This window comes from Sphingomonas sp. AP4-R1, from assembly GCF_013113735.1.
GTDB lineage: Bacteria > Pseudomonadota > Alphaproteobacteria > Sphingomonadales > Sphingomonadaceae > Sphingomonas_I.
This window is the reverse complement of the sequence record NZ_CP053346.1, coordinates 4,408,107-4,422,493: the sequence shown is the minus strand read 5'-3', so window position 1 is coordinate 4,422,493 and position 14,387 is coordinate 4,408,107. Positions and strand designations below refer to the sequence as shown.

At 68.7% G+C, this 14,387-nt stretch carries 14 protein-coding genes and 1 riboswitch; of the genes, 11 read left to right on the top strand and 3 right to left on the bottom strand.

What is annotated here, in order from left to right; genetic code table 11:
* Window positions 1-32: 32 nt before the first annotated feature.
* The 9 genes from HL653_RS20185 to HL653_RS20145 all read left to right on the top strand — a co-directional run bounded on the left by HL653_RS20185 (window position 33) and on the right by HL653_RS20145 (window position 8,284).
* Entirely contained in the window at window positions 33-1,037 is a 1,005-nt protein-coding gene (locus tag HL653_RS20185) for an alpha/beta hydrolase (protein ID WP_171746093.1), read from the top strand.
* Window positions 1,038-1,077: 40 nt separating this feature from the next.
* On the top strand, window positions 1,078-1,671 hold the full coding sequence (gene eda, locus HL653_RS20180; RefSeq protein WP_253718163.1) for a bifunctional 4-hydroxy-2-oxoglutarate aldolase/2-dehydro-3-deoxy-phosphogluconate aldolase: 594 nt from the start codon (window positions 1,078-1,080) through the stop codon (window positions 1,669-1,671).
* A 227-nt stretch (window positions 1,672-1,898) separates the two neighbouring features.
* A riboswitch (cobalamin riboswitch) is annotated at window positions 1,899-2,088 on the top strand.
* Between the two features lie 104 nt (window positions 2,089-2,192).
* Window positions 2,193-4,184, top strand: coding sequence for a TonB-dependent siderophore receptor (locus HL653_RS20175; RefSeq protein ID WP_171746091.1), 1,992 nt, complete (start codon window positions 2,193-2,195; stop codon window positions 4,182-4,184).
* 184 nt (window positions 4,185-4,368) lie between these two features.
* Window positions 4,369-4,902 (top strand): hypothetical protein, encoded by a 534-nt coding sequence (locus HL653_RS20170; RefSeq protein ID WP_171746090.1) that lies wholly within the window; start codon window positions 4,369-4,371, stop codon window positions 4,900-4,902.
* A gap of 17 nt (window positions 4,903-4,919) precedes the next feature.
* Window positions 4,920-5,306 carry a DUF1636 domain-containing protein gene (locus HL653_RS20165; protein WP_171746089.1) on the top strand — a complete coding sequence of 129 codons (387 nt, stop codon included), beginning with the start codon at window positions 4,920-4,922 and terminating at the stop codon, window positions 5,304-5,306.
* Window positions 5,306-6,310, top strand: a complete 1,005-nt coding sequence (gene cobT / locus HL653_RS20160) for a nicotinate-nucleotide--dimethylbenzimidazole phosphoribosyltransferase (RefSeq protein WP_171747148.1) — start codon at window positions 5,306-5,308, stop codon at window positions 6,308-6,310. The genes HL653_RS20165 and cobT overlap by 1 nt, the downstream gene beginning before the upstream one ends.
* Window positions 6,307-6,852 (top strand): histidine phosphatase family protein, encoded by a 546-nt coding sequence (locus HL653_RS20155; RefSeq protein ID WP_171746088.1) that lies wholly within the window; start codon window positions 6,307-6,309, stop codon window positions 6,850-6,852. The genes cobT and HL653_RS20155 overlap by 4 nt, the downstream gene beginning before the upstream one ends.
* Window positions 6,849-7,562: an adenosylcobinamide-GDP ribazoletransferase gene (locus HL653_RS20150; protein ID WP_171746087.1), complete on the top strand. Its 714-nt coding sequence runs from the start codon at window positions 6,849-6,851 to the stop codon at window positions 7,560-7,562. The genes HL653_RS20155 and HL653_RS20150 overlap by 4 nt, the downstream gene beginning before the upstream one ends.
* Window positions 7,563-7,906: 344 nt before the next feature.
* Window positions 7,907-8,284 carry a hypothetical protein gene (locus tag HL653_RS20145; RefSeq protein WP_171746086.1) on the top strand — a complete coding sequence of 126 codons (378 nt, stop codon included), beginning with the start codon at window positions 7,907-7,909 and terminating at the stop codon, window positions 8,282-8,284.
* Between the two features lie 321 nt (window positions 8,285-8,605).
* Here the strand turns inward: HL653_RS20145 and HL653_RS20140 are convergent, their stop codons facing one another.
* Genes HL653_RS20140 through HL653_RS20130 form a run of 3 tightly spaced genes read right to left on the bottom strand, consistent with a single transcriptional unit; the run spans window position 8,606 to window position 12,016 of the window.
* Window positions 8,606-10,114 (bottom strand): cobyric acid synthase, encoded by a 1,509-nt coding sequence (locus HL653_RS20140; protein WP_171746085.1) that lies wholly within the window; start codon window positions 10,112-10,114, stop codon window positions 8,606-8,608.
* The gene (gene cbiB, locus HL653_RS20135; protein ID WP_253717172.1) at window positions 10,102-11,040 is read right to left on the bottom strand and encodes an adenosylcobinamide-phosphate synthase CbiB; all 939 of its coding nucleotides are present in this window, start codon (window positions 11,038-11,040) and stop codon (window positions 10,102-10,104) included. The genes HL653_RS20140 and cbiB overlap by 13 nt, the downstream gene beginning before the upstream one ends.
* Window positions 11,033-12,016: a threonine-phosphate decarboxylase gene (locus HL653_RS20130; RefSeq protein WP_253717159.1), complete on the bottom strand. Its 984-nt coding sequence runs from the start codon at window positions 12,014-12,016 to the stop codon at window positions 11,033-11,035. Before HL653_RS20130 ends, cbiB begins: the two co-directional genes overlap by 8 nt.
* 51 nt (window positions 12,017-12,067) lie before the next feature.
* On the opposite strand from HL653_RS20130, the gene cobU reads away from it, so the two are divergent.
* Both cobU and HL653_RS20120 read left to right on the top strand, forming a co-directional pair.
* Entirely contained in the window at window positions 12,068-12,604 is a 537-nt protein-coding gene (gene cobU, locus HL653_RS20125) for a bifunctional adenosylcobinamide kinase/adenosylcobinamide-phosphate guanylyltransferase (protein WP_171746082.1), read from the top strand.
* Between the two features lie 559 nt (window positions 12,605-13,163).
* Window positions 13,164-14,387, top strand: coding sequence for an efflux RND transporter periplasmic adaptor subunit (locus HL653_RS20120; RefSeq protein ID WP_253718161.1), 1,224 nt, complete (start codon window positions 13,164-13,166; stop codon window positions 14,385-14,387).

Here is a 14,387-nt window from a genome sequence, read left to right as displayed (position 1 = left end):
GCAGCCCTTTTCTTTGTCTATGGATCCGTCCCATGATCGACCGTCGCTCCCTGCTGCTCTCCGCCGCGGTGGTGGGGATCGCCACCACCACCTCCGGCGCGGACGCGCAGACGCCGCCGCCCGATGTGCCGGGTGGCAGCCATGTGCCCGGCCTGCCCGAACCGACCGAGACGATCGACCTGTGGCCCAAGGGCGCGCCGGGCATGCCGGCCCGTCCGCCGGTGGAGATCGTCGACGAGCGCAGCAAGGAGGCGCAACTGGGCGACCGCGCCGTTCACGGCACCACGCGGCCGCGCCTCGTCGTGTTCCGGCCGCTTATTCCCAACGGATCGGCGGTGCTGGTGATGCCGGGCGGCGGCTATGTCCGCGTCGTGATCGACAAGGAGGGCTATGAGATCGCGCACTGGCTGGCGGCGCGCGGCTTCACGGTGTTCGTGCTGTTCTATCGCCTGCCGGGCGATGGCTGGAAGGCGGGGCCGGACGTGGCGCTGTCCGACGCGCAGCGCGCGATGCGGCTGATCCGGGCAAGGGCGCGCGATTATGGCGTGATGCCCGAGCGGGTGGCGGCGATGGGCTTTTCGGCGGGCGGGCATGTCTGCGGCGATCTGGCGACGCGCTTCGCCACGAAGACCTACGATCCGATCGACGCGGCGGATCGGCTGAGCGCGCGGCCGGCGGTGGCGGCGCATGTCTATGCCGTGCAATCGATGACGCTGCCGGTGGCGCATGCGGGCTCGCGCGAGCAGTTGATCGGCAAGGACGCCTCGCCCGCGCTGGAGGCGGCGCATACGCCCGCCAGCAACGTGACGCGCGAGACGCCACCCACGTTTCTGGTCCATGCGGAGGACGATCCGGCCGTGCCGGTCGAGAACAGCTTGCTTTATCGCGCCGCGTTGAAGAAGGCCGGCGTGCCGGTGGAGACTCATCTGTTCACGGCCGGCGGACATGGCTTCGGGCTGCGCTATGCGGCGGGCAAGCCGGCCGAGGCATGGCCGGACCTGTTCGTCGCCTGGGCGCGGACGCAGGGCTTCGGTTGAAGAAAGAACGGAGACGCACGTGAAGGATATCGCCAGCATCATGACGCTCGCCCCGGTCATCCCGGTGCTGGTGATCGACGACGCCAGCACGGCGCGCCCCATCGCGGAGGCGCTGGTGGCGGGCGGGATTCGCGCGCTGGAAGTGACGCTGCGCACGCCCGCCGCGCTGGAGGTGATCGCCGAGATGGCGAAGGTCGAGGGTGCCGTGGTCGGCGCCGGCACCGTCACCAACGAGAAGCAGCTGCAGGCCGCGATCGATGCGGGCGCGCGCTTCATCGTCAGCCCCGGTTTGACCGAGGCGCTGGGCAAGCCCGCCATCGCGAGCGGCGTGCCCTTCCTGCCGGGCACGGCCAATGCGGCCGACATCATGTTCGGCATGGATCTGGGCCTCAGCCACTTCAAATTCTTCCCGGCCGAGGCGAATGGCGGCATCCCCGCGCTCAAGGCGCTGGCGGCGCCTTTCTATCAGGCGCGCTTCTGCCCGACGGGGGGCGTGAGCCTCGCCAGCGCGCCGAACTGGCTCGCCATTCCCGAAGTGCTGTGCGTCGGCGGCAGCTGGATCGTGCCCCGCAAGGTGGAGGATTATGCCGCGATCACCGAGGCGGCCAAGGCGGCGAGCCAGCTGACCGCTTAACGGCCTTCTTACCTCGTTCACACTCAGCTTGTCGAAGTGCTGTCCTTCTTTTTCGGCGGTTGGAGAAAAGAAGGACGGTGCTTCGACAGGCGCGGCACAAGCGGGTTTTTGGGGCGATCGTCGGATATCCGGATGCGGATCGTTCCTTTTCTCTAACGATTCCCGGCGGCGGGACTTTCCAGTCAACTGGCAAGTCTCGCCGTTGACGTAGGCTTCACACAGCGCCTAAGGCGCCGCCCGCGACAGGTTCTCTCGAAAGAGGGATTAATAGGGAACGGGGTTCAAGGCCCCGGCTGCCCCTGCAACTGTGAGCGGTGAGCGATCTTGCCAACGGCCATTGGGGCGAAAGCCCTGAGAAGGCGGCAAGCGAGCGATGACCCGCGAGCCAGGAGACCTGCCCGTCGCAGTCGTCCTTCGACCGGCCAGGGTGCGCCGAGCGGACGGGGAAACCCGAGTGACGGCTTCAACAACTCCGGTTCCCGAAAGGGGGCCGGGGTCGCTTGTCGTTACGGGGGACCAACATGAAGAAGACTGTTTTGCTGGCCGGCATCGCACTGTTTGCGCCGGTCGCCGCCTTGGCCGAAATCGCGCCGCAGGAAGCGCCGCAGCCGGATGCGGCCGCCACGCCCAGCTCGGATGCGACCGACGCCGCCGATCCCGCCACGATCGTCGTCAGCGCCAATCGCTCCCCGATCGCGATCGATCGTGTCGCGGCGTCCGTGACGGTGCTGGACAAGAAGACGATCGACCGGATGGGCGATCTGGGAGTGAGCGATCTGCTGCTGCGGACGCCCGGCGTGAGCTTTTCGCGCAATGGCGGCTATGGCACCGCCACCTCGCTCCGCATCCGTGGTGCCGAGAGCGACCAGACCGTGGTGGTGATCGACGGCGTGAAGCTCAACGATCCGTCCAGCACGGGCGGCGGCTATAATTTCGCGAACCTGCTGACGGGCGACGCATCGCGCATCGAAGTGCTGCGCGGGCCGCAGTCGACGCTCTGGGGCAGCCAGGCGATCGGCGGTGTCGTCAACATCGTGACGCCGATGCCGACCAAGAGCCTGGAAGGCAGCTTCGACGCCGAGGCGGGCAGCCGCCGCACGGCGAGCGGCCGTGCGGCCGTGGGCGGGCTGACCGGGCCGCTGGCATGGCGCATCGGCGGGCAGGCCTTCACCACCGACGGCATCTCGGCGATCGCTCCTGCCTTCGGCGGGCGCGAGCGCGACGGCTACAGCAATCGCAGCGTGACGGGCCGCGCGGTGCTGACGATCGCGGACGGCGTCTCCGCCGACGTGCGCGGTTATTATTCGGACGGGCGCGTCGATATCGACGGCTTCTCCGGCGACAGCGCCGAATATAGCCTCAACAAGGAATTCGTCGGTTATGCGGGGCTGAACGTCGACCTGTTCGGCGGCCGCCTGCGCAACCGCTTCGCCTACGGCTATACCGACACCAATCGTGACAATTACAACCCGACGCTGCCGCGCGCGAAGACGTTCGACGCGGCGGGCCACAACAAGCGTCTGGAATATCAGGGCACGCTGGCCGTGATCTCCGGCGTGGACGCGGTGTTCGGGATCGAGAATGAGCGCAGCAATTTTCGCAGCGTCTCGCCCTCGTCCAGCCTCTCGGTGCCGATCCCGGCGCCCTCGCGCGGCAAGGCCGAGCTGACCGGCATCTACGGGCAGGTGAATGCGGAGGTCTACAAGGGCCTGACGCTGACCGGCGGCATCCGCCACGACGATCATAATCGCTACGGCAGCAAGACCCTGTTTTCGGGTGGTGCGGCCTGGGCGCTGCCGACCGGAACGGTGCTGCGCGCGAATTATTCGGAAGGCTTCAAGGCGCCGACGCTCTACCAGCTCTTCTCGGAATATGGGAACACCAACCTGCGGCCGGAACAGGCCAAGGGCTGGGAAGCGGGCGCCGAACAGCGGCTGTGGGACGGCAAGGTCAGCTTCGGCGTGACCTATTTCGAGCGCCGCTCGCGCGACCTGATCATCTATAATGGCTGCTCGACCGGAACGACCGATCCGCTGTGCCGCGCGCCGGGCAATCCGGCCGTCAGCCGCTTCGGCTATTATCTGAACGTGTCGCGCGCCTTCGCGCACGGCATCGAGGCGACGGCGGCGGTGAAGCCGATCGCGCGCGTGACGATGGACGGCAATTTCAGCTGGACCGCCTCCGAGGATCGCTCGCGCGGGGCGGCCACCTATGGCTTCCAGCTGGCGCGCCGGCCGAGCCACACGGCGAACGGATCGATCACCTATGCGATCCCCGACGGCCCCTCGCTGGGTGCTGCGATCCGCTGGGCGGGCGAGAGCTTCGACAATGCGACGCATACGACGCGGCTGGCGCCCTATACGCTGGTCGACCTGCGCGGCGAGATCCCGCTGAGCAAGGAATATGCGGTGTTCGCGCGCGTCGAGAACCTGTTCGACGAGAAGTATATGACCGTCTATCGCTACGGCACGCTCGGCCGCAGCGTCTATTTCGGCTTCAAGGGCCGCTTCTGACGTCCGGTTACGAAGGGATCGTGGCGTAATCTGGCTTTCTCCCCGTTTGCCCTGAGCCTGTCGAAGGGCTGTTCTTCTTCTCTTGGTATCGAAGAAAAGAAGGACGGTGCTTCGACAAGCTCAGCACGAACGGGACTTGGGGCATTCGAATGACGCAAGAATCCCGCAACGAAGGAGATCGACGATGACTCGTGATGGTTCCTTGCTCTGGATCGTGCTGCTGTCGGCGGCGAGCGTGCTGGGAAGCTGGGCGCTGGCCTGTGCCACGCCCTTCGCGGCGCTGGCGGCGCTGGCGGCCACGCGGATGGGGCGGCGCGACGGCCTGATCCTGATGGCCGTGGCGTGGTTCGCCAGCCAGGCGGTGGGCTTCGGCATCCACCATTATTCGCACTCCCCCAAGACGCTGATGTGGGGCGGGGCGATCGGCACGGCGGCGATCGTCTCCGTGCTGGCCGCGCGCTGGGCCGAGGGCCGCATCGGCGGCGGATCGGCCGTGCGGCTGGCCGTCGCCTATCTGGGCGCGGTGATCGGCTACAAGGGGATGCTCGTCCTCTGGTCGCTGGCGCTGGGCGGTCTCTCGATCGCGCTGTCTCCCGTCTATTTCGCGCAAGGCTTCGTGCGCGACGGGGCGATCCTGATCGCGTTGCTGGTGCTCTATCGCGGGCTGGTGGCGATCGGCGTGCCGGCGGCCCGGCGCGGCCGGCTGGCGGCGGCCTGATCGGTACGGCTGCGGAGATGCTGAAGCCCGCCGCAGCCGGCCCTTCGATCATTGCCTGCAACACCTGCCGCCGCGACGGCGCGCAGGGCGCGGGCGCGGCCCTGCTCGTCGCGTTGCGTCGCATCCAGCTTTCGTCGCTGGCCTATGAGGCGGTGACGATCGAGGAGATGCCGTGCCTGTTCGCCTGCTCGGCGGGCTGCACGATCCACCTGCGGGCGCCGGGCAGGATCGGCTATGTGCTGGGCCATTTCGAGCCGGGCGAGGAGGCGGCGCGGGCCATCCTCGATTATGCAATCGCCTATGCGGCCAGCGCCGAGGGGCAGGTGCCCTATCGCGCGTGGCCGGAGGGCGTGAAAGGGCATTTCCTGGTCCGCACCCCGCCCGAAGGATATGTCGTCACATGATGTTCGAGTCCGTCGCCGCGTTCGAGGCCCTGCTCGCCGGCCTGCCCGCGCGGGACGATGCGGCGCGCGATGCGGCGCTGGCGCGGCAGGGGCAGTTGACCAAGCCGCCGGGATCTTTGGGCCGGCTGGAGGAGATCGCGATCTTCCTGGCCGGCTGGCAGGGGCGGGAGCGCCCCGCGATCGAGCGGGGGCGGGCGATCGTGTTCGCGGGCAATCATGGCGTGGTGGCGCGCGGGGTGAGCGCGTTTCCGCAGGCCGTGACCGCGCAGATGGTGGCGAATTTCGCGGCCGGGGGCGCCGCGATCAACGCGCTGGCGGGCGCGGCCGGTCTCTCGCTGGCGGTGGTGCCGCTCGACCTCGACCGGCCGACCGTGGACTTCACGACCGGCGCGGCGATGGACGAGGCGGAGTGCCTCGCCGCGCTGAATGCCGGGGCCGGGGCGATCGGCGATGCCGATCTGCTCGTGCTGGGCGAGATGGGGATCGGCAACAGCACGGCGGCCGCAGCCTTGTGCGCCGCCAGCTTCGGCGGTGATCCGCGCGACTGGGTGGGGCCGGGGACGGGGGTGGATCCGGATGGCCTGTCGCGCAAGGCGGAGACGGTGGCGTTCGGGCTGGCCGCGCATGCGGGCGCGCTAACCTCCCCCTTCGAGATTCTGCGGCGGCTGGGCGGGCGCGAGATCGCGGCGATTGCGGGCGCGATCGTGGCGGCGCGGGTGGCGCGGGTGCCGGTGGTGCTGGATGGGTTCATCTGCTCCTCGGCGGTGGCGCCGCTGGCCGCGCATCATCCGGCGATCGTGGGGCATCTGATCGCGGGCCATTGCTCGGCCGAGCCGGGGCATCGCAGGCTGCTGCGGCGGCTGCGGCTGGATCCTTTGCTGTCGCTGGGCATGCGGCTGGGCGAGGGGAGCGGGGCGGCCGTCGCCGTGACGATGATCCGGGCGGCGCTGGCCGCGCACGATCGGATGGCGACCTTCGCCGAAGCGGGCGTCTCGGCCGGGTGAGCGGTGCGCCGCTCTATCTGCTGCGCCATGGCGAGCCGGAGCTGGCCGGGCGGATGCTGGGGCGGACGGATTGCGCGGTGACGGAGGCGGGGATCGCCGCCTGCCGGGCGCGGGCGGGGGGGCTGGCGGTGGAGCATCTCGTCGCCTCCGATCTGCGGCGCGCGCGGGATTGCGCCGGGGCGATCGGTGCGCCCGCGATCGATCCGCGCTGGCGGGAACTGGATTTCGGGGAGTGGGACGGGCTGGCCGCGGCGGAGATCGATCCGGTGGCGCTGGGTCGCTTCTGGGACGATCCCGATGCCGCGCCGCCGCCGGGGGGCGAGCGCTGGGGCGATCTGGTCGGGCGGGTGGGGTCCGCGCTGGCCGCTCTGCCCGACGTGCCGACCTTGGTGGTGACGCATGGCGGACCGATGCGGGCGGCGCTGCATCTGTTGTGCGGCTTCGATCGGCGGCAGGTGTGGGCGTTCGATCTGCCCTATGCGGCCTTGCTTGTGCTGCAGCGGCATGAGGGTGGCGCGCAGATCAAGGGGCTGTGGGCGTGAGGCGGCTGATCGTGGCGATCGGCTTTCTCAGCCGCTTTCCGGTGCCCCGGCTGGCGCTGCGCGACGGGGACTTTGCCGGCGCGGTGCGGCTCTATCCCCTGGTGGGAGTGCTGATCGGCGCGGCGGTGGCGGCGGCCGCGTGGTCGGGCGGGCATGTCGATCCGTGGATCGGCGCGCTGGCCGGGCTGGTGGCGTGGGTGACGGCGACGGGCGCGCTGCATCTGGATGGCCTCGGCGATCTGGCGGACGGGCTGGGCGCGGCGCATGGGCGGCGCGATCGGCTGCTGGCGGTGATGGCCGATCCGCATGTCGGCAGCTTCGCGGTGACGGCGATCGTGCTGCAACTGGCGACGAAGCTGGTGCTGCTCCACGCGCTGGCGGGGGATTGGCGCGCGCTGCTTTCGATCCCGGCGGCGGCGCGGATCGGGCCGCTGGTGTGGGCGCGCTGGCTGCCGCCGCTGAAGGCGGAGGGGCTGGGCGCGAGCCTGGCCGGGGCGGTGCGCGATCGGGATATGGCGGCGTGGCTGCTGGTGCTGGCGGGCGCGGCGGTGTGGCTGCCGTGGGTGGCGCTGGCGCCGGCCCTGATGGCGGGCTTCGCCTTCTGGGTGCGGGCGAAGCTCGGCGGGGTGACGGGCGACGTGCACGGCGCCGGGATCGAACTGGTGGAGAGCGGGCTGCTGCTGGCGGGCGTGGTTTATCAGGCGGTTTAGGAGGTTTGCCATTGCGAGTTGCGTGAAGCGATGACGATGTTGGGAGGATTGTAGATCGCGAGCCCTTAAACGGAGATGCCCGCTTTCGCGCCATTACTCGTCATGCCAGCGAAGGCTGGCATCCATCTCTATTTCAGCGACCCCACCCTTTTGCAGAGAGAGCCATAGATCCCAGCCTTCGCTGGGATGACGGAGGATAGGACGACGGCTCCCGCCCCGTAGCGGACGTTCGAGGTTATTCGTTGCCAGCCTGATAGCGGGCATTCGTTGTCACGCGTATCAGGCATCCATGGAAAAGGAGCGGGGCGACAGCCAATGGACTTGAACCGGTGGGGAAATGATCCGTGGCTGAAATGGCGCATGATCAGCGCGGGGGCTATTCTCGTATTCGTCATCATATTGGCGATCGCCAACGGTGTGGGGGCCTTATCGTGATTGGGCTAATGATGCTGGGTGCGGCAACTGCGAGCCAGCACCTAGATATTGGCGTCTGGGGGTCGGGGGATAGTCGCTGTCGCGTCGAGTTTCACGGTAAGAGCTATATCCTGCCCGAAGCACGCAGTGACCTGCAAACAGCGCTCTTAGAAGGTCGCAAGCAAGCCGACTGGCTGCACATCACGAACGACATGACAACGCCTTGGCGCTGTATGGGCGAGGTCATGACGCTAGGAGCGAAAGCCAAATTCAAGAAGGTCGGCTTCATTTCGGAACCGCCGCAATAAAGCTAGCGGTAGCCGCTCGGTCGTTGCAGCTTGGCGCAGATTGCAGGACTATGCGTCAGCTTTCTAGCTCGCCTTGCTCAGAAGCGGTCAGGCCGTTCACCACCCTTCTCGTCATTGCGAGCGCAGCGAAGCAATCCAGTCCCGCACTGTCGGAGCTGGATTGCTTCGCTGCGCTCGCAATGACGATCTTAAAAGAGGCGGCTTCCCACCCGTTGCGACATTTCCATAACCCGTCGCCCCGGCCTTGAGCCGGGGTCCCGCTATCTTTGCCCTGCTCTGAAAGGCAAGAAGCGGGATCCCGGCTCAAGGCCGGGATGACGATCAAATATATGATCGCTTTTCAGAAACTTCGGCCATCCTGTGCTGTGCGGCTATGGCCTGGTCGGCGGTGTGAGCGAGCGCGATCAGTGCATCGACATCGACATGCGCTTCGAACGCGGCGGCGAGTTCGTCGAGGGCGGCATCGATGTCGGCGTGGTGATCGGGGCCTGAGCCTGCGGCGCCGATGCGGGCGAGCCAGGCGCGGCGCTGCTCGGCCAGGCCCAGCAGGCCGTGGACATAGCTGCCCGCCACCAGCCCGTCCGCGCTGATCGCGCCTTCGGGGCGGCCTTCGACATGGCAGAGCGGACGGGCGCGATCGGGGCCTTCGGTTTCGCCCAGATGGATTTCGTAGCCCGCGAACGGCGCGCCGAGCGCTTCGCCCGTCACCTGCCGCACCGTCTTGTCGCCGGACAGGATGGTGGTGACGTCGAGCAGGCCGAGGCCGGGGACGTCGCGCGGCGGGCCTTCCACGCCGTCGGGATCGGACACGCTGCGGCCGAGCATCTGATAGCCGCCGCACAGGCCGAGCACCGGGCGGCCCTTGCGGTGATGCGCGAGGATGTCGATGTCCCAGCCCTGTTCGCGCAGGAAGAGCAGATCGGCGGTGGTGGCCTTGGAGCCGGCCAGCACGATCATCGCCGCGTCCGGGAGAGGCGTGCCGGGCGGGACCATCACCACCTCGACGCCCGGCTCCAGCCGGAGCGGATCGAGATCGTCGAAATTGGCGATGCGCGGCGTGATCGGGCAGGCGATGATGAGGCGGCGTGCCTCCGAGGCGGCCGGGCGTTCGAGGATCACCGCATCCTCGCTCGGCAGGCGGAAGGCGGGGGCGAGCCAGGGGATGAGGCCGAACGCGGCCCAGCCGGTGCGCTCGCTGATCGCGGTCATGCCGTCCGCGAACAAAGCCGGGTCGCCGCGGAACTTGTTGACGAGGAAGCCGCCGATCATCGCGGCATCCTCGGGATCAATGACGGTCTTGGTGCCGACCAGCGAGGCGATCACGCCGCCGCGATCGATATCGCCCACCAGCACCACCGGCACGCCCGCCGCGCGCGCGAAGCCCATATTGGCGATGTCGCCGGCGCGCAGGTTGATCTCGGCGGGCGAGCCCGCGCCCTCGATCACGACGATGTCGCACTGGGCGCGCAGCGTGCGATAGCTTTCCAGCACCTCGTCGAGCAGGCCGATGCGGCCCTCGCGCCAGCGCCCGGCCTCCAGCTTGCCCCGCACCTTGCCGCGCACGATGATCTGCGAGGTGCGGTCGCCCTCCGGCTTCAGCAGCACCGGGTTCATATCGACGGAGGGAGGCACGCGGCACGCCATCGCCTGCGTCGCCTGCGCGCGGCCGATCTCGCCCCCGTCGGCGGTGGCGGCGGCGTTGTTGCTCATATTCTGTGGCTTGAACGGGCGCACCGAGAGCCCCCGATTGGCGAGTGCGCGACAGAGCGCGGCGACCAGCACCGACTTGCCGACGTCCGAGCCGGTGCCCTGCAGCATCACAGCGCCCATGCGAGCCCCCCGGCGATGGCCCAGGCGAGCAGGCAGGTGCGAACGTAGATCGACAAAGCGCGGGCCAGATCGACCGAGCGCGCGGGGCCGCCCCCGACGTTGATCCATGGCTTGGCGTGGATCGCGCCGTCATAGGATACGGGACCGCCGAGCGCGACGCCGAGCGCGCCGGCCATCGCCGCCTCGGGCCAGCCGCCATTGGGCGAGGCGTGGGCGGCGTGATCGCGCGCCATCGTTCGCCAGCCGCCCGGTGCGGCGAGGCAGAGGAGCAGGCCGGAGAGGCGGGCGGGGATATAGTTGGCGATGTCGTCGGCGCGGGCGGAGGCCCAGCCGAAGGCGCGCCAGCGCGGTTCCCTGTGGCCGATCAGGCTGTCCGCCGTGCTGATCGCCTTGAACGCCCACAGGCCGGGCAGGCCGAGCAGGAGCAGCCAGAAGAGCGGGGCGATCACGCCATCGCAGACGCTTTCGGCGAGGCTTTCGATCGTGGCGCGGGCGATGCCGCTCTCGTCGAGATCCTCGGTGTCGCGGCCGACGATGCGCGCGACCTTGCGGCGCGCATCGGCCCAATCGCCCCGGCCGAGCGGCAGCGCGACGGCGCGGACATGATCGTAAAGGCTGCGCTGGGCCAGAGCGGGCCACGCGGCGAGGGCGATCAGCCACCATGCCTGATCGGGCGCAACAGTGCGCGCGAGCCATTCGACCGCAAGTCCGCCGCCGCCGCCCGCTGCCACGAGCAGCAGGAGCGTGATGACGCCGCGCAGGCGGCGCGATGCTTCGGGCGCGGTGGCCCGGTTCCAGCGCCATTCGGCCCAGTGGATCAGGCGGGCGAAGGCGCCGACCGGATGACCCACGCGCGCATAGAGGCGGTTGGGCCAGCCGAGCAGCGCGTCCAGCATCAACGCGGCGAGCGCGATGGGCTCAGCCACGATGGAGTGCGCGGTCCAGCCGGGCGAAGGCGGCATCGTCGGCGGGAAGGCCGAAGCGCAGCCAGTTGGGCCGATCCGCGAAGGCGCGGACGAGGATGCCCGCCCGTGCCAGCCGGCCGAAGAGGGCCTTGGCCTCGGGCGTCTCGACCAGGCGGAAGAGGGGGCAGGCGCCCGTCGCGTGCAGGCCGTTCCGCTCCAGCAGCGCGTCCAGCCGCGCGGCGCGGGAGGGCAGCCCGGCGAGCGTGGTCGTGATCCAGTTGCGATCGGCATAGGCCGCGCGGCCGCAGGCGATGGCGTGGTTGGAAACGGGCCAGTCGCCGAGCAGATGGCGCAGCCGGGCGAGGATCGCCTCGGGCGCGATCACGAAGCCGAGACGCAGGCCCGCCAGCCCGAAGAATTTGCCGAAGGACCGCAGCACGATCACCGGATCGTCGGCGCCGAGATGCGGGAGCAGGCTGCTGCCCGGCACGGCATCGGCAAAGGCCTCGTCGACGACGAGCCAGCCGGCCTGCGCGGCCTGTCGATCGGCCAGCTGACGCAACGCTTCGGGCGCGATCAGGCGGCCGTCCGGATTGTTCGGATTGGCGAGCAGCAGCGCGCAGCCCGCGAGCGGGGCCGGGCTCTCCAGCGAATAGGCCGCGATCTGGCCGTGCGTGGCATAAGACGGGCCGACGCTGGCGATCGGCGGCAGGCCGAGCGCGGGGAGCAGGCGCAACGCGATCTCGCTGCCGGGCACCGCCGCGATGCGCGCGGGATCGACGCCGAAATAGCGGGCGGCGGTGGCCTCCAGCGCGCGCAGGGCCGTGCGCTCGGGCAAGGCGCGCAGGTCCACGTCGAGCGGCGTGGCGCGATTCCACGCATGGGGATTGATGCCGGTCGACAGATCCAGCCACGGCGTTTCGGCACGCGGATAGAGGCGGGCCGCCTCGTCGAGGCGCCCGCCATGCCCGGTAAGATCTGCCGAAATCGCTTGCATGTGTGCGCCAGCCATCGCCATTCCCGCGCGCCACGGCAAGCGGATAGGTGGATGAACCGCGCGGTAAGGACGATATTGGTGCTGGGCGGTGCGCGCTCGGGCAAGAGCGCGCACGCGCAGAGGCTGGCGGAAGCGGCGGCCGAAGCGGCGGGCGGCGACCTTGTCTTCATCGCCACGGCCGAGGCGTATGACGACGAGATGCGCGACCGGATCGCGCGCCACCGGGCGGATCGCGATGCGCGCTGGCGCACGGTGGAGGCCCCGCGCGATCTGGCCGAGGCGATCCGTGCCGAGGGTGGCGAGGGGCGCACGATCCTCGTCGATTGCCTGACCTTGTGGCTCTCCAACCTGTTGCTGGCCGATGCCGATCTGGACGCGGCGGGCGAGGCTCTGGCGGCGGCCGCCGAAGAGGCGCGCGCGCGGATCGTCCTCGTCAGCAACGAAGTGGGTTTTGGGATCGTGCCCGACAATGCGCTGGCGCGGCGCTTTCGCGATGCGGCAGGACGGCTGAACCAGCGGATGGCAGCACGGTGCGAGGCGGTGGATCTGGTGGTGGCGGGGATTCCGCTTCCGGTGAAGCCGCGCTGACGGCATCGGCATTCGCGCGAATATCATTTCACAGGGTAGATGGATTTTTGTACCATCTGGTGAGCGGGTCTTGCCGTGCGAGCGGAAAGTGCCGGCATCGATGCGGTGTGAACCAAATGGAAACGATATTGCGCGGGGTGAGACCCAACAAGATACCGATCCCGCAGTTGAAAGCGGATCTTATGTCGCTGATTCAGTGTTGATATATCGGAATATTGTTCGATTTGTTATCAAGTTTACCTGAGTATCGATTTGAACAGGTCTGGATTGTTACAATATCAATACGTGAAATATCGCGTGATATAGCGCGAAATCGTCGATTATCTGCGTGATTTAGGTAAAATGCGCCCGAAGTGTGGGCTTGGATGGCATATTTCGATCGTGAAACATGATCGATGTTCATTCATGGTACATAATTGCAACGGAATAGCGACATTTGGGCAGCCGCATATGGCCTGCCCCGGGGGAGGTCGGGCATGCTTCGCGTCGGGATCGCACGGCGAATCGGAATGGGATCGGCCGGTTGCGCCCGAATGATGGGGCTTTCGATTTGATCGACATGAGGGAAAGCGTGCGGCCGATGCTGCGCCGCGCGCCGTTTGCGGCGTTGCTGGTGCTGGCGGCCTGTTCGTCGGGCAAGGAAGCCGGGCAAGGCGGAGCGGGCGGCAGTGCCGGTGGCCGTGGCGGCGGTGGCACGCCCACCGTCGGCTTCGTGATCGTGCAACCCTCCAGCGTGGAGATGGATACCGAGCTGAGCGGCCGCACCACCGCGTTCGAAAGCTCCGACGTGCGCCCGCAGGTGACCGGCATCATCCGCCGCCGCCTCTTCACCGAAGGCACGCTCGTCCAGAAGGGGCAGGTGCTCTACGAGATCGATCCGCGCGTCTATCAGGCGGCCGCCAATCAGGCGCAGGCCAATCTGGAGAGCGCGCGCGCCAATGCCGAGGCGACCAAGGCGCTCGCCGATCGCTACAAGCCGCTCGCCGATATCGAGGCGATCTCGCGCCAGGATTATACCAACGCGCTCGCCTCCGCCCGGCAGGCGGCGGCCTCGGTCGCGCAGACGCGGGCCGCGCTGGAATCCGCGCAGGTCAATCTGCAGTTCACCACCGTCCCCGCGCCGATCACCGGGCGGATCGGGCGTTCGCTGTTCACGGTGGGCGCGCTCGTCTCGTCCACGCAGGCCGATCCGCTCGCGCAGATCCAGCGGCTGGATCCGATGTTCGTCGATATCCAGCAATCGGCCTCCGATCTGCTGGCGCTGCGCCGCTCGCTCGGGCGCAACGGGATCGTGCCGACGCGCGCCGTCGTGCAGCTGACGCTGGAGGATGGCGAGACCTACACCCGCACGGGCAGCGTGGAATTTTCCGAGACGATCGTGAACCAGCAGACCGGCACGGTCACGCTGCGCGCGCGCTTCCCCAATCCGGACGGGCTGCTGCTGCCGGGCATGTTCGTGCGCGCCCGCTTCGCGCAGGCGATCAACCAGCGCGCCTTCCTGGTGCCGCAGACGGCGATCTCGCGCGATCCCAAGGGCAACGCCACCCTGTTCGTGGTGGAGGGCGACAAGGTCGTCCAGAAAGCGGTGCGCGCCGATCGCACGGATGGCCCCAACTGGGTCGTCACCAGCGGCGTGGCCGCGGGCGACAGGATCGTGACGCAGGGCATCTCCAAGATCCGGCCGAACCAGACCGTGAAGGCCGTGCCGGAAAATACGGCGCAGCGGATCGAGGCGACGCCGAAGGATAAGACGGGCCCGGCCAGCCAGACCAAGGGCGGCTGA

Excerpts from the sequence above, each read along its gene's own strand:
- HL653_RS20185 (WP_171746093.1), top strand. The coding sequence starts at position 33 with ATGATCGACCGTCGCTCCCTGCTGCTCTCCGCCGCGGTGGTGGGGATC.
- eda (WP_253718163.1), top strand. The coding sequence starts at position 1,078 with ATGACGCTCGCCCCGGTCATCCCGGTGCTGGTGATCGACGACGCCAGC.
- HL653_RS20175 (WP_171746091.1), top strand. The coding sequence starts at position 2,193 with ATGAAGAAGACTGTTTTGCTGGCCGGCATCGCACTGTTTGCGCCGGTC.
- HL653_RS20170 (WP_171746090.1), top strand. The coding sequence starts at position 4,369 with ATGACTCGTGATGGTTCCTTGCTCTGGATCGTGCTGCTGTCGGCGGCG.
- HL653_RS20165 (WP_171746089.1), top strand. The coding sequence starts at position 4,920 with ATGCTGAAGCCCGCCGCAGCCGGCCCTTCGATCATTGCCTGCAACACC.
- cobT (WP_171747148.1), top strand. The coding sequence starts at position 5,306 with ATGTTCGAGTCCGTCGCCGCGTTCGAGGCCCTGCTCGCCGGCCTGCCC.
- HL653_RS20140 (WP_171746085.1), bottom strand. The coding sequence starts at position 10,114 with ATGGGCGCTGTGATGCTGCAGGGCACCGGCTCGGACGTCGGCAAGTCG.
- HL653_RS20130 (WP_253717159.1), bottom strand. The coding sequence starts at position 12,016 with ATGCAAGCGATTTCGGCAGATCTTACCGGGCATGGCGGGCGCCTCGAC.
- cobU (WP_171746082.1), top strand. The coding sequence starts at position 12,068 with ATGAACCGCGCGGTAAGGACGATATTGGTGCTGGGCGGTGCGCGCTCG.
- HL653_RS20120 (WP_253718161.1), top strand. The coding sequence starts at position 13,164 with ATGAGGGAAAGCGTGCGGCCGATGCTGCGCCGCGCGCCGTTTGCGGCG.